This is a genomic window from Lelliottia jeotgali, from assembly GCF_016771845.1.
In the GTDB taxonomy this organism is placed as follows: Bacteria; Pseudomonadota; Gammaproteobacteria; order Enterobacterales; family Enterobacteriaceae; genus Enterobacter; species Enterobacter jeotgali.
The window spans coordinates 15,625-26,270 of record NZ_JAENMQ010000020.1 but is presented as its reverse complement, the minus strand read 5'-3'; the positions used below and the strand labels follow the sequence as shown (position 1 = coordinate 26,270).

Below are 10,646 nucleotides of genomic sequence, written 5' to 3'. Positions count from 1 at the left end.
TGGTAATGCCGGGCGACAACATCAAAATGGTTGTTACCCTGATCCACCCAATCGCGATGGACGACGGTCTGCGTTTCGCAATCCGTGAAGGCGGCCGTACTGTAGGCGCGGGCGTTGTTGCTAAAGTCATCGCTTAATCATCTAATTACTCGTTAATTAGTGGTTAATAGTAAAGGGCGCTTCGGCGCCCTTTTTACATTTCTAATTTAATAACTGTCACACTTATTCGCATTTATTGTCTGCAACCGTCCCGTCTCTTTACGTATGTGCTATTGTAATCATAATTATTCTCACTTACACTTTGATCATAAATTGAGCGGGAGTGTTTATGTACGTTTGTTTGTGTAATGGTGTCAGTGACAAAAAAATACGTCAGGCCGTTCGCCAGTTTCATCCTCAGTCTTTTCAGCAGCTTCGTAAATTTGTTCCGGTAGGAAATCAATGCGGTAAGTGCGTACGCGCGGCGCGCGAGATTATGCAGGATGAATTGATGCAGATCCCGGAATACAAAGAGATCGCCTGAGGCACTATCTTTTTTTTGACATCCCTGTAGCCCCATCTACGCTTCAATAAGTGGAAGCGGAGGGACTATATAATGAAAGGTGATGTTAAAATCATAAGTTATCTCAATAAATTATTGGGAAATGAGCTTGTCGCAATCAATCAGTATTTTCTCCATGCGAGAATGTTCAAAAATTGGGGCCTGACGCGCCTCAATGATGTTGAATATCATGAATCGATCGATGAAATGAAACACGCTGATAAATATATCGAGCGTATTTTATTTCTTGAGGGCATCCCGAATCTGCAGGACCTCGGAAAGCTCGGCATTGGCGAAGATGTCGAGGAGATGCTGCAATCTGACCTACGGCTTGAGCTGGAAGGCGCGAAAGATCTTCGTGAGGCCATTGCTTATGCCGACAGTGTCCATGATTACGTTAGCCGCGATATGATGATTACCATTCTGGCTGACGAAGAGGGCCATATTGATTGGCTCGAAACCGAGTTGGACCTCATCGGCAAAATTGGTTTGCAAAACTACCTGCAGTCGCAGATTAAAGTGGCAGATTGATTAGACTCTGCCAGCCCGACAATAAACCTGCTGCCGCCAGAAATGGACCGAACGGTAGCGGGTTTTTATGTATCTGCTGGCCAGGATTGCACAGCATCTGAATAAGAACATAGCTTGTAGCCAGGACTGCGGCAGACAGTGTCAGTGCAGGAAGCACACACCAGCCGTGCCAGGCGCCCAAAGCAGCAAGATATTTCACGTCCCCATACCCTAGCCCCTCACGTTTAAACACCGTTCGATAGCCCCAGTAAATACTGGCAAAGCCCGCGTACCCAACTATGGCGCCTACAACAGCACTAAAGAGAAACTCAGGCCGGTTGATGAGATGAAACAGAAGGCCACTCCAAAGTAGTGGGCAAAGGTATTTATCCGGAAGGAGACCGGAACGGATATCCTCGCGAACCAGAAGACAAGTTAATACGAAATAAATCACCTGAAAGGGAAGGGCGGTTAGCATGGTTTACACCTCAGTCGTTATCGCTGCGGTATCCTCTCCTTCCGAATGTCTAAGAACAAACAGCAAAATTAGCCTCTGCGCAGAGCGTTCCAATGAGTCTACTTCAGCGGACACTGATTGCAGCTAAACATCGAGCGGCTACGCAAAAGCAACCTACAGCGTCTGCTTTATAATCAGCACTTGCGTTGAGTCCAGATTTACGTATAATGCGCGGGCTTGTCGTAATTGACAGCGGTTCAATCTGAACCTGAGTAACACCGCTTTTCGTTACTCAACAATGCTCCCAATTGGGGGGCTACGTAAGAACGGTTACACTCTCCCATCAATCGTAATGGGTTTGAGTAGTAATCATTTTCGTTTATAAAATAATTGGAGCTCTGGTCTCATGCAGAACCAAAGAATCCGTATCCGCCTGAAAGCGTTTGATCATCGTCTGATCGATCAATCAACCGCGGAAATCGTCGAGACTGCTAAGCGCACTGGTGCGCAAGTCCGTGGTCCGATCCCGCTGCCGACCCGCAAAGAGCGCTTTACCGTTCTGATCTCTCCGCACGTTAACAAAGACGCGCGTGATCAGTACGAGATCCGCACTCACAAGCGTCTGGTTGACATCGTTGAGCCAACTGAGAAAACCGTTGATGCTCTGATGCGTCTGGATCTGGCTGCCGGTGTAGACGTGCAGATCAGCCTGGGTTAATCAGGTCATCGAGCGATTGAGAGGTTGAAACAATGATTGGTTTAGTCGGTAAAAAAGTGGGTATGACCCGCATCTTCACTGAAGATGGCGTATCTATCCCAGTAACCGTAATCGAAGTTGAAGCAAACCGCGTTACTCAGGTTAAAGATCTGGCTAACGATGGCTACCGTGCTGTTCAGGTTACTACCGGTGCTAAAAAAGCTAACCGTGTAACCAAGCCGGAAGCTGGTCACTTCGCTAAAGCTGGCGTAGAAGCTGGCCGTGGTCTGTGGGAATTCCGCCTTGCTGAAGGCGAAGAGTTCACCGTAGGTCAGGACATTAGCGTTGAGCTGTTTGCTGAAGTTAAAAAAGTTGACGTAACCGGTACCTCTAAAGGTAAAGGTTTTGCTGGTACCGTTAAGCGCTGGAACTTCCGTACCCAGGACGCTACCCACGGTAACTCCTTGTCTCACCGCGTTCCGGGTTCTATCGGTCAGAACCAGACTCCGGGCAAAGTGTTTAAAGGCAAGAAAATGGCAGGTCAGCTGGGTAACGAACGTGTAACTGTTCAGAGCCTGGACGTAGTACGCGTTGACGCTGAGCGCAACCTGCTGCTGGTTAAAGGTGCTGTTCCCGGTGCAACCGGTAGCGACCTGATCGTTAAACCAGCTGTGAAGGCGTAAGGGGATAGCAATGGAATTAGTATTGAAAGACGCGCAGAGCGCGCTGACTGTTTCCGAAACTACCTTCGGTCGTGATTTCAACGAAGCGCTGGTTCACCAGGTTGTTGTTGCTTATGCAGCTGGTGCTCGTCAGGGTACTCGTGCTCAGAAGACTCGTGCTGAAGTAACTGGTTCCGGCAAAAAGCCGTGGCGCCAGAAAGGTACCGGCCGTGCGCGTTCAGGTTCTATTAAGAGCCCGATCTGGCGTTCCGGTGGCGTGACCTTCGCTGCTCGCCCGCAGGACCACAGTCAAAAAGTAAACAAAAAGATGTACCGCGGCGCGCTGAAAAGCATCCTGTCCGAACTGGTACGTCAGGATCGTCTGATCGTTGTCGAATCATTCTCTGTTGAAGCGCCTAAAACTAAGCTGCTGGCACAGAAACTGAAAGACATGGCTCTGGAAGATGTGCTGATCATCACCGGTGAGCTGGACGAGAACCTGTTCCTGGCTGCGCGCAACCTGCACAAGGTTGACGTACGCGATGCAACTGGTATCGACCCGGTTAGCTTGATCGCCTTCGACAAAGTCGTAATGACTGCCGATGCTGTTAAGCAAGTTGAGGAGATGCTGGCATGATTCGTGAAGAACGTCTGCTGAAGGTGCTTCGTGCACCGCACGTTTCTGAAAAAGCGTCTGCTGCGATGGAAAAAACCAATACCATCGTTCTCAAAGTTGCTAAAGACGCGACCAAAGCAGAAATCAAAGCTGCTGTGCAGAAACTGTTTGAAGTCGAAGTCGAAGTCGTTAACACCCTGGTAGTTAAAGGGAAAGTTAAACGTCACGGACAGCGTATCGGTCGTCGTAGCGACTGGAAAAAAGCTTACGTCACCCTGAAGGAAGGCCAGAATCTGGACTTCGTCGGCGGCGCTGAGTAAGTCGGAGGAGTAATACAATGGCAGTTGTTAAATGCAAACCGACATCTCCGGGTCGTCGCCACGTTGTTAAAGTGGTCAACCCAGAGCTGCACAAGGGCAAACCTTTTGCTCCGCTGGTTGAAAAAAACAGCAAATCCGGTGGTCGTAACAACAATGGCCGCATCACCACTCGTCATATCGGTGGTGGTCACAAGCAGGCTTACCGTATTGTTGACTTCAAACGCAACAAAGATGGTATCCCAGCAATTGTTGAGCGTCTTGAGTACGATCCGAACCGTTCCGCGAACATCGCGCTGGTTCTGTACAAAGATGGCGAACGCCGTTACATCCTGGCCCCTAAAGGCCTGAAAGCTGGCGACCAGATTCAGTCTGGCGTTGATGCTGCAATCAAAGCAGGTAACACCCTGCCGATGCGCAATATCCCGGTTGGTTCTACCGTTCATAACGTAGAAATGAAACCAGGTAAAGGCGGTCAGCTGGCGCGTTCCGCTGGTACTTACGTTCAGATCGTTGCTCGCGATGGTGCTTATGTCACCCTGCGTCTGCGCTCTGGTGAAATGCGTAAAGTCGAAGCAGAATGCCGTGCAACTCTGGGCGAAGTTGGCAATGCTGAGCATATGCTGCGCGTTCTGGGTAAAGCAGGTGCTGCACGCTGGCGTGGTGTTCGTCCTACCGTTCGCGGTACTGCGATGAACCCAGTCGACCACCCACATGGTGGTGGTGAAGGTCGTAACTTTGGTAAACACCCAGTAACACCATGGGGCGTTCAGACCAAAGGTAAGAAGACCCGCAGCAACAAGCGTACTGATAAATTTATCGTACGTCGCCGTAGCAAATAATTTTAGAGGATAAGCCATGCCACGTTCTCTCAAGAAAGGTCCTTTTATTGACCTGCACTTGCTGAAGAAGGTAGAGAAAGCGGTGGAAAGCGGAGACAAGAAGCCCCTGCGCACTTGGTCCCGTCGTTCAACGATCTTTCCTAACATGATCGGTTTGACCATCGCTGTCCATAATGGTCGTCAGCACGTTCCAGTCTTTGTTTCCGACGAAATGGTCGGTCATAAACTGGGTGAATTCGCACCGACTCGTACTTATCGCGGCCATGCTGCTGATAAAAAAGCGAAGAAGAAATAAGGTAGGAGGAAGAGATGGAAACTTTAGCTCAACATCGCCATGCTCGTTCTTCTGCTCAGAAGGTTCGCCTTGTTGCTGACCTGATTCGCGGTAAGAAAGTGTCGCAGGCCCTGGACATCCTGACCTATACCAACAAGAAAGCTGCGGTATTGGTTAAGAAAGTACTGGAATCTGCCATTGCTAACGCTGAACACAACGATGGCGCTGACATTGACGATCTGAAAGTTGCGAAAATCTTCGTAGACGAAGGCCCAAGCATGAAGCGCATTATGCCGCGTGCGAAAGGTCGTGCAGATCGCATCCTGAAGCGCACCAGCCACATTACTGTGGTTGTGTCCGATCGCTGAGACTCTGGAGACTAGCAATGGGTCAGAAAGTACATCCTAATGGTATTCGCCTGGGTATTGTAAAACCATGGAATTCAACATGGTTTGCGAACACCAAAGAATTCGCTGACAACCTGGACAGCGATTTTAAAGTACGTCAGTACCTTACTAAGGAACTGGCTAAGGCGTCTGTATCTCGTATCGTTATCGAGCGTCCGGCTAAGAGCATTCGTGTGACTATTCACACCGCTCGCCCGGGTATCGTTATCGGTAAGAAAGGCGAAGACGTAGAAAAACTGCGCAAGGTCGTAGCGGATATCGCTGGCGTTCCTGCACAGATCAATATCGCTGAAGTTCGTAAGCCTGAACTGGACGCTAAATTGGTTGCTGACAGCATCACTTCACAGCTGGAACGTCGCGTTATGTTCCGTCGTGCTATGAAGCGTGCTGTACAGAACGCAATGCGTCTGGGCGCTAAAGGTATCAAAGTTGAAGTTAGCGGCCGTCTCGGCGGCGCGGAAATCGCACGTACCGAATGGTACCGCGAAGGTCGCGTACCGTTGCACACACTGCGTGCTGACATTGACTACAACACCTCTGAAGCGCACACCACTTACGGTGTAATCGGCGTTAAGGTATGGATCTTCAAAGGCGAGATCCTGGGTGGTATGGCTGCTGTTGAACAACCGGAAAAACCGGCTGCGCAACCTAAAAAGCAGCAGCGTAAAGGCCGTAAATAAGGAGCGTCGCTGATGTTACAACCAAAGCGTACAAAATTCCGTAAAGTGCACAAAGGCCGCAACCGTGGTCTGGCGCAGGGTACGGATGTTAGCTTCGGCACTTTCGGTCTGAAAGCTGTTGGCCGTGGTCGTCTGACTGCACGTCAGATCGAAGCAGCACGTCGTGCAATGACCCGTGCAGTTAAGCGTCAAGGTAAAATCTGGATCCGTGTATTCCCGGACAAACCAATTACCGAGAAGCCGCTGGAAGTTCGTATGGGTAAAGGTAAAGGTAACGTGGAGTATTGGGTTGCCTTGATTCAGCCGGGTAAAGTCCTGTATGAAATGGACGGCGTACCGGAAGAGCTAGCCCGTGAAGCATTCGGCCTGGCAGCAGCGAAACTGCCGATTAAAACCACCTTTGTAACTAAGACGGTGATGTAATGAAAGCAAATGAGCTGCGTGAAAAAAGCGTTGAAGAGCTGAACGCTGAGCTGCTGAACCTGCTGCGTGAGCAGTTTAACCTGCGTATGCAGGCGGCAAGTGGCCAGCTGCAACAGACTCACCTGCTGAAGCAAGTGCGTCGTGATGTTGCACGCGTTAAGACTTTACTGACTCAGAAGGCGGGTGCGTAATGACCGATAAAATCCGTACTCTGCAAGGTCGTGTTGTTAGCGACAAAATGGAGAAATCCATTGTTGTTGCTATCGAACGTATTGTGAAACACCCGATCTACGGTAAATTCATCAAGCGTACGACCAAACTGCACGTACATGACGAGAACAACGAATGCGGTATCGGTGACGTGGTTGAAATCCGCGAATGCCGTCCGCTGTCCAAGACTAAGTCCTGGACGCTGGTTCGCGTTGTAGAGAAAGCCGTTCTGTAATACAGTAAGCCTTCTCAATACGAATACACGGCTCAGTAATGAGCCGTGTATTTTTTCTACCCATATTGTAGAAGCGGTGTTATAATGCCGCGCCCTCGATATGGGGCTTTTCGACGACTCTGAATTTAGAGTCTCAGGTAGTAGTTGACATTAGCGGAGCACTGAAATGATCCAAGAACAGACTATGCTGACCGTCGCCGACAACTCCGGTGCACGTCGCGTAATGTGTATCAAGGTTCTGGGTGGCTCGCACCGTCGCTACGCAGGCGTAGGCGACATCATCAAGATCACCATCAAGGAAGCAATTCCACGTGGTAAGGTCAAAAAAGGTGATGTGCTGAAAGCGGTAGTGGTGCGCACCAGGAAGGGTGTTCGTCGCCCTGACGGTTCTGTCATTCGCTTCGATGGTAATGCATGCGTTATTTTAAATAATAACAGCGAGCAGCCTATCGGCACGCGTATCTTTGGGCCGGTAACTCGTGAACTTCGTACTGAAAAGTTCATGAAAATTATCTCTCTGGCACCAGAAGTACTCTAAGGAGCGAATCATGGCAGCGAAAATCCGTCGTGATGACGAAGTTATCGTGTTAACCGGTAAAGATAAAGGTAAACGCGGTAAAGTAAAAAATGTTCTGTCTTCCGGCAAGATCATTGTTGAAGGTATCAACCTGGTTAAGAAACATCAGAAGCCGGTTCCGGCCCTGAACCAACCAGGTGGCATCGTTGAAAAAGAAGCTGCTATTCAGGTTTCTAACGTTGCACTCTTCAACACGGCAACCGGCAAGGCTGACCGTGTAGGCTTTAGATTCGAAGACGGCAAAAAAGTCCGTTTCTTCAAATCTAATAGCGAAACTATCAAGTAATTTGGAGTAGTACGATGGCGAAACTGCATGATTACTACAAAGACGAAGTAGTTAGCAAACTCATGACTGAGTTTAACTACAATTCTGTCATGCAAGTCCCTCGGGTCGAGAAGATCACCCTGAACATGGGTGTTGGTGAAGCGATCGCTGATAAGAAACTGCTGGATAATGCAGCAGCTGATTTGACAGCAATCTCCGGTCAAAAGCCGTTGATCACCAAAGCACGCAAATCTGTTGCAGGCTTCAAAATCCGTCAGGGCTATCCGATCGGCTGTAAAGTAACTCTGCGTGGCGAACGCATGTGGGAGTTCCTTGAGCGCCTGATCTCTATTGCTGTTCCACGCATCCGTGACTTCCGTGGCTTGTCCGCTAAGTCATTCGATGGTCGTGGTAACTACAGCATGGGTGTCCGTGAGCAGATCATCTTCCCAGAGATCGACTACGATAAAGTCGACCGCGTGCGTGGTTTGGATATTACCATTACCACTACTGCGAACTCTGATGAAGAAGGCCGTGCTCTGCTGGCTGCCTTTGACTTCCCGTTCCGCAAGTAAGGTAGGGTTACTGAATGGCTAAGCAATCAATGAAAGCACGCGAAGTAAAGCGCGTAGCTTTAGCTGATAAATTCTTCGCTAAACGCGCTGAACTGAAAGCGATCATTTCTGATGTGAACGCTTCCGACGAAGATCGTTGGAACGCAGTTCTGAAGCTGCAGTCTCTGCCGCGTGATTCCAGCCCGTCTCGTCAGCGTAACCGCTGTCGTCAAACTGGTCGTCCGCACGCTTTCCTGCGGAAGTTCGGGTTGAGCCGTATTAAGGTCCGTGAAGCCGCTATGCGCGGTGAAATCCCGGGTCTGAAAAAGGCTAGCTGGTAATTGTCACCAATTGAATCACGGGAGTAAAGACAGATGAGCATGCAAGATCCGATCGCGGATATGCTGACCCGTATCCGTAACGGTCAGGCCGCGAACAAAGTTGCGGTCACCATGCCTTCCGCCAAGCTGAAAGTGGCAATTGCCAATGTGCTGAAGGAAGAAGGTTTTATCGAAGATTTTAAAGTTGAAGGCGACACCAAGCCGGAACTGGAACTTACTCTTAAGTATTTCCAGGGTAAAGCTGTTGTAGAAAGCATTCAGCGTGTCAGCCGCCCAGGCCTGCGCATCTATAAGAAAAAAGATGAGCTGCCTAAAGTTATGGCTGGTCTGGGTATCGCAGTTGTTTCTACCTCTAAAGGTGTTATGACTGATCGTGCAGCGCGCCAAGCTGGTCTTGGTGGCGAAATTATCTGCTACGTAGCCTAATCGGAGGAAAGAATGTCTCGTGTTGCTAAAGCACCGGTCGTCATTCCTGCCGGCGTTGATGTAAAAATCGACGGTCAGGTTATTACGATCAAAGGTAAAAATGGCGAGCTGACTCGTACCCTCAACAATGCTGTTGAAGTTAAACATGCAGAAAACGCTCTGACCTTCGGTCCACGTGATGGTTTCGTGGATGGATGGGCTCAGGCTGGTACCGCGCGTGCCCTGCTGAATTCAATGGTTGTTGGTGTTACCGAAGGCTTCACTAAAAAGCTTCAGCTGGTTGGTGTAGGTTATCGTGCAGCTATCAAAGGGAATGCAGTAGGCCTGTCTCTGGGCTTCTCTCACCCCGTTGAGCATCAGCTGCCTGCCGGTATCACTGCAGAATGTCCGTCTCAGACTGAAATCGTGCTGAAAGGCGCGGATAAACAGCTGATCGGTCAGGTTGCAGCAGACCTGCGCGCCTACCGTCGTCCTGAGCCTTATAAAGGCAAGGGTGTCCGTTACGCCGACGAAGTCGTGCGTACCAAAGAGGCTAAGAAGAAGTAAGGTAACACTATGGATAAGAAATCTGCTCGTATCCGTCGTGCGACCCGCGCACGCCGCAAGCTCAAAGAGCTGGGTGCAACTCGCCTGGTGGTACATCGTACCCCGCGTCATATTTACGCACAGGTCATTGCACCAAACGGTTCTGAAGTTCTGGTAGCTGCTTCTACTGTAGAAAAAGCTATTACAGAACAATTGAAGTACACCGGTAACAAAGACGCTGCTGCAGCTGTTGGTAAAGCTGTTGCTGAACGCGCTCTGGAAAAAGGCATCAAAGTTGTGTCCTTTGACCGTTCCGGGTTCCAATATCATGGTCGTGTCCAGGCACTGGCAGATGCTGCCCGTGAAGCTGGCCTTCAGTTCTAAGGTAGAGGTGTAAGATGGCTCACATCGAAAAACAAGCTGGCGAACTGCAGGAAAAGCTGATCGCGGTTAACCGCGTATCTAAAACCGTTAAAGGTGGTCGTATTTTCTCCTTCACAGCTCTGACTGTTGTTGGCGATGGTAACGGTCGCGTTGGTTTTGGTTACGGTAAAGCGCGTGAAGTTCCAGCAGCGATCCAGAAAGCGATGGAAAAAGCCCGTCGCAATATGATTAACGTCGCGCTGAACCACGGCACCCTGCAACACCCTGTAAAAGGTGTTCACACGGGTTCTCGTGTCTTCATGCAGCCGGCTTCAGAAGGTACCGGTATTATTGCCGGTGGTGCAATGCGCGCCGTTCTCGAAGTCGCTGGAGTTCATAACGTTCTGGCCAAAGCATATGGTTCCACCAACCCGATTAACGTGGTTCGTGCAACTATTGATGGCCTGGAAAATATGAATTCTCCAGAAATGGTCGCTGCCAAGCGTGGTAAATCCGTTGAAGAAATTCTGGGGTAATTGACCATGGCAAAGACTATTAAAATCACTCAAACCCGCAGTGCAATCGGTCGTCTGCCGAAACACAAGGCAACGCTGCTTGGCCTGGGTCTGCGTCGTATTGGTCATACCGTTGAGCGTGAGGATACTCCCGCTGTACGTGGTATGGTCAACGCGGTTTACTTCATGGTTAAAGTTGAGGAGTAAGA

General features: G+C 49.7%; 24 protein-coding genes. 23 read left to right on the top strand and 1 reads right to left on the bottom strand.

The window, feature by feature from the left end:
- The 3 genes from JBO43_RS22705 to bfr all read left to right on the top strand — a co-directional run.
- Nucleotides 1-137 (top strand): EF-Tu C-terminal domain-related protein (locus JBO43_RS22705; RefSeq protein WP_456237261.1); only part of this gene is annotated, 137 nt, incomplete at its 5' end.
- Nucleotides 138-328: 191 nt separating this feature from the next.
- The gene (bfd, locus tag JBO43_RS22700; protein ID WP_059180778.1) at nucleotides 329-523 is read left to right on the top strand and encodes a bacterioferritin-associated ferredoxin; all 195 of its coding nucleotides are present in this window, start codon (nucleotides 329-331) and stop codon (nucleotides 521-523) included.
- 72 nt (nucleotides 524-595) lie between these two features.
- Nucleotides 596-1,072, top strand: coding sequence for a bacterioferritin (gene bfr, locus JBO43_RS22695; RefSeq protein ID WP_095283671.1), 477 nt, complete (start codon nucleotides 596-598; stop codon nucleotides 1,070-1,072).
- On the opposite strand, the gene JBO43_RS22690 is transcribed toward bfr, so the two are convergent.
- Nucleotides 1,056-1,529 (bottom strand): prepilin peptidase, encoded by a 474-nt coding sequence (locus JBO43_RS22690; RefSeq protein WP_103948320.1) that lies wholly within the window; start codon nucleotides 1,527-1,529, stop codon nucleotides 1,056-1,058. The genes bfr and JBO43_RS22690 overlap by 17 nt on opposite strands.
- 385 nt (nucleotides 1,530-1,914) lie before the next feature.
- On the opposite strand from JBO43_RS22690, the gene rpsJ reads away from it, so the two are divergent.
- The 20 genes from rpsJ to rpmD all read left to right on the top strand — a co-directional run bounded on the left by rpsJ (nucleotide 1,915) and on the right by rpmD (nucleotide 10,644).
- Nucleotides 1,915-2,226 carry a 30S ribosomal protein S10 gene (gene rpsJ / locus JBO43_RS22685; protein WP_001181005.1) on the top strand — a complete coding sequence of 104 codons (312 nt, stop codon included), beginning with the start codon at nucleotides 1,915-1,917 and terminating at the stop codon, nucleotides 2,224-2,226.
- A 32-nt stretch (nucleotides 2,227-2,258) separates the two neighbouring features.
- Nucleotides 2,259-2,888 (top strand): 50S ribosomal protein L3, encoded by a 630-nt coding sequence (rplC, locus tag JBO43_RS22680; protein WP_016538466.1) that lies wholly within the window; start codon nucleotides 2,259-2,261, stop codon nucleotides 2,886-2,888.
- A gap of 10 nt (nucleotides 2,889-2,898) precedes the next feature.
- The gene (gene rplD / locus JBO43_RS22675) at nucleotides 2,899-3,504 is read left to right on the top strand and encodes a 50S ribosomal protein L4 (RefSeq protein WP_003031119.1); all 606 of its coding nucleotides are present in this window, start codon (nucleotides 2,899-2,901) and stop codon (nucleotides 3,502-3,504) included.
- Nucleotides 3,501-3,803: a 50S ribosomal protein L23 gene (rplW, locus tag JBO43_RS22670; protein ID WP_004868363.1), complete on the top strand. Its 303-nt coding sequence runs from the start codon at nucleotides 3,501-3,503 to the stop codon at nucleotides 3,801-3,803. The genes rplD and rplW overlap by 4 nt, the downstream gene beginning before the upstream one ends.
- Nucleotides 3,804-3,820: 17 nt before the next feature.
- The gene (gene rplB, locus JBO43_RS22665; protein ID WP_095283669.1) at nucleotides 3,821-4,642 is read left to right on the top strand and encodes a 50S ribosomal protein L2; all 822 of its coding nucleotides are present in this window, start codon (nucleotides 3,821-3,823) and stop codon (nucleotides 4,640-4,642) included.
- Between the two features lie 16 nt (nucleotides 4,643-4,658).
- Nucleotides 4,659-4,937, top strand: a complete 279-nt coding sequence (gene rpsS, locus JBO43_RS22660) for a 30S ribosomal protein S19 (RefSeq protein WP_001138115.1) — start codon at nucleotides 4,659-4,661, stop codon at nucleotides 4,935-4,937.
- 14 nt (nucleotides 4,938-4,951) lie between these two features.
- A complete protein-coding gene (gene rplV / locus JBO43_RS22655; RefSeq protein ID WP_002919773.1) occupies nucleotides 4,952-5,284 on the top strand; it encodes a 50S ribosomal protein L22 in 333 nt (110 codons plus the stop codon).
- Between the two features lie 17 nt (nucleotides 5,285-5,301).
- Nucleotides 5,302-6,003, top strand: a complete 702-nt coding sequence (gene rpsC, locus JBO43_RS22650; protein WP_000529945.1) for a 30S ribosomal protein S3 — start codon at nucleotides 5,302-5,304, stop codon at nucleotides 6,001-6,003.
- A gap of 12 nt (nucleotides 6,004-6,015) precedes the next feature.
- The gene (rplP, locus tag JBO43_RS22645) at nucleotides 6,016-6,426 is read left to right on the top strand and encodes a 50S ribosomal protein L16 (RefSeq protein WP_002919759.1); all 411 of its coding nucleotides are present in this window, start codon (nucleotides 6,016-6,018) and stop codon (nucleotides 6,424-6,426) included.
- A complete protein-coding gene (rpmC, locus tag JBO43_RS22640) occupies nucleotides 6,426-6,617 on the top strand; it encodes a 50S ribosomal protein L29 (RefSeq protein WP_032614707.1) in 192 nt (63 codons plus the stop codon). The genes rplP and rpmC overlap by 1 nt, the downstream gene beginning before the upstream one ends.
- Nucleotides 6,617-6,871 (top strand): 30S ribosomal protein S17, encoded by a 255-nt coding sequence (gene rpsQ, locus JBO43_RS22635; RefSeq protein WP_006817275.1) that lies wholly within the window; start codon nucleotides 6,617-6,619, stop codon nucleotides 6,869-6,871. The genes rpmC and rpsQ overlap by 1 nt, the downstream gene beginning before the upstream one ends.
- Before the next feature lie 166 nt (nucleotides 6,872-7,037).
- Nucleotides 7,038-7,409: a 50S ribosomal protein L14 gene (gene rplN / locus JBO43_RS22630; protein WP_015960712.1), complete on the top strand. Its 372-nt coding sequence runs from the start codon at nucleotides 7,038-7,040 to the stop codon at nucleotides 7,407-7,409.
- Between the two features lie 10 nt (nucleotides 7,410-7,419).
- Nucleotides 7,420-7,734, top strand: a complete 315-nt coding sequence (gene rplX / locus JBO43_RS22625) for a 50S ribosomal protein L24 (RefSeq protein ID WP_095283668.1) — start codon at nucleotides 7,420-7,422, stop codon at nucleotides 7,732-7,734.
- A gap of 14 nt (nucleotides 7,735-7,748) precedes the next feature.
- Nucleotides 7,749-8,288, top strand: coding sequence for a 50S ribosomal protein L5 (gene rplE, locus JBO43_RS22620; protein ID WP_015960710.1), 540 nt, complete (start codon nucleotides 7,749-7,751; stop codon nucleotides 8,286-8,288).
- Nucleotides 8,289-8,302: 14 nt separating this feature from the next.
- The gene (gene rpsN, locus JBO43_RS22615; protein WP_015960709.1) at nucleotides 8,303-8,608 is read left to right on the top strand and encodes a 30S ribosomal protein S14; all 306 of its coding nucleotides are present in this window, start codon (nucleotides 8,303-8,305) and stop codon (nucleotides 8,606-8,608) included.
- A 33-nt stretch (nucleotides 8,609-8,641) separates the two neighbouring features.
- Complete coding sequence (gene rpsH / locus JBO43_RS22610) at nucleotides 8,642-9,034, top strand: 30S ribosomal protein S8 (protein WP_006178918.1); 393 nt, start codon at nucleotides 8,642-8,644, stop codon at nucleotides 9,032-9,034.
- Between the two features lie 12 nt (nucleotides 9,035-9,046).
- Nucleotides 9,047-9,580 carry a 50S ribosomal protein L6 gene (rplF, locus tag JBO43_RS22605; RefSeq protein WP_095283667.1) on the top strand — a complete coding sequence of 178 codons (534 nt, stop codon included), beginning with the start codon at nucleotides 9,047-9,049 and terminating at the stop codon, nucleotides 9,578-9,580.
- Nucleotides 9,581-9,589: 9 nt separating this feature from the next.
- Nucleotides 9,590-9,943: a 50S ribosomal protein L18 gene (gene rplR, locus JBO43_RS22600; RefSeq protein ID WP_015960708.1), complete on the top strand. Its 354-nt coding sequence runs from the start codon at nucleotides 9,590-9,592 to the stop codon at nucleotides 9,941-9,943.
- Nucleotides 9,944-9,957: 14 nt separating this feature from the next.
- Nucleotides 9,958-10,458, top strand: coding sequence for a 30S ribosomal protein S5 (gene rpsE / locus JBO43_RS22595; protein WP_002438697.1), 501 nt, complete (start codon nucleotides 9,958-9,960; stop codon nucleotides 10,456-10,458).
- A gap of 6 nt (nucleotides 10,459-10,464) precedes the next feature.
- Entirely contained in the window at nucleotides 10,465-10,644 is a 180-nt protein-coding gene (gene rpmD, locus JBO43_RS22590) for a 50S ribosomal protein L30 (RefSeq protein ID WP_003863301.1), read from the top strand.
- Nucleotides 10,645-10,646: the final 2 nt, after the last annotated feature.

Coding starts and splice junctions, on each gene's coding strand:
- bfd (WP_059180778.1), top strand. CDS start 329: ATGTACGTTTGTTTGTGTAATGGTGTCAGTGACAAAAAAATACGTCAG.
- rplE (WP_015960710.1), top strand. CDS start 7,749: ATGGCGAAACTGCATGATTACTACAAAGACGAAGTAGTTAGCAAACTC.
- rplC (WP_016538466.1), top strand. CDS start 2,259: ATGATTGGTTTAGTCGGTAAAAAAGTGGGTATGACCCGCATCTTCACT.
- rpsH (WP_006178918.1), top strand. CDS start 8,642: ATGAGCATGCAAGATCCGATCGCGGATATGCTGACCCGTATCCGTAAC.
- JBO43_RS22690 (WP_103948320.1), bottom strand. CDS start 1,529: ATGCTAACCGCCCTTCCCTTTCAGGTGATTTATTTCGTATTAACTTGT.
- rplV (WP_002919773.1), top strand. CDS start 4,952: ATGGAAACTTTAGCTCAACATCGCCATGCTCGTTCTTCTGCTCAGAAG.
- rplX (WP_095283668.1), top strand. CDS start 7,420: ATGGCAGCGAAAATCCGTCGTGATGACGAAGTTATCGTGTTAACCGGT.
- rplN (WP_015960712.1), top strand. CDS start 7,038: ATGATCCAAGAACAGACTATGCTGACCGTCGCCGACAACTCCGGTGCA.
- rpmD (WP_003863301.1), top strand. CDS start 10,465: ATGGCAAAGACTATTAAAATCACTCAAACCCGCAGTGCAATCGGTCGT.
- rplD (WP_003031119.1), top strand. CDS start 2,899: ATGGAATTAGTATTGAAAGACGCGCAGAGCGCGCTGACTGTTTCCGAA.
- rplP (WP_002919759.1), top strand. CDS start 6,016: ATGTTACAACCAAAGCGTACAAAATTCCGTAAAGTGCACAAAGGCCGC.
- rplW (WP_004868363.1), top strand. CDS start 3,501: ATGATTCGTGAAGAACGTCTGCTGAAGGTGCTTCGTGCACCGCACGTT.
- rplB (WP_095283669.1), top strand. CDS start 3,821: ATGGCAGTTGTTAAATGCAAACCGACATCTCCGGGTCGTCGCCACGTT.
- rpsJ (WP_001181005.1), top strand. CDS start 1,915: ATGCAGAACCAAAGAATCCGTATCCGCCTGAAAGCGTTTGATCATCGT.
- bfr (WP_095283671.1), top strand. CDS start 596: ATGAAAGGTGATGTTAAAATCATAAGTTATCTCAATAAATTATTGGGA.
- rpsS (WP_001138115.1), top strand. CDS start 4,659: ATGCCACGTTCTCTCAAGAAAGGTCCTTTTATTGACCTGCACTTGCTG.
- rpmC (WP_032614707.1), top strand. CDS start 6,426: ATGAAAGCAAATGAGCTGCGTGAAAAAAGCGTTGAAGAGCTGAACGCT.
- rplR (WP_015960708.1), top strand. CDS start 9,590: ATGGATAAGAAATCTGCTCGTATCCGTCGTGCGACCCGCGCACGCCGC.
- rpsE (WP_002438697.1), top strand. CDS start 9,958: ATGGCTCACATCGAAAAACAAGCTGGCGAACTGCAGGAAAAGCTGATC.
- rplF (WP_095283667.1), top strand. CDS start 9,047: ATGTCTCGTGTTGCTAAAGCACCGGTCGTCATTCCTGCCGGCGTTGAT.
- rpsN (WP_015960709.1), top strand. CDS start 8,303: ATGGCTAAGCAATCAATGAAAGCACGCGAAGTAAAGCGCGTAGCTTTA.
- rpsQ (WP_006817275.1), top strand. CDS start 6,617: ATGACCGATAAAATCCGTACTCTGCAAGGTCGTGTTGTTAGCGACAAA.
- rpsC (WP_000529945.1), top strand. CDS start 5,302: ATGGGTCAGAAAGTACATCCTAATGGTATTCGCCTGGGTATTGTAAAA.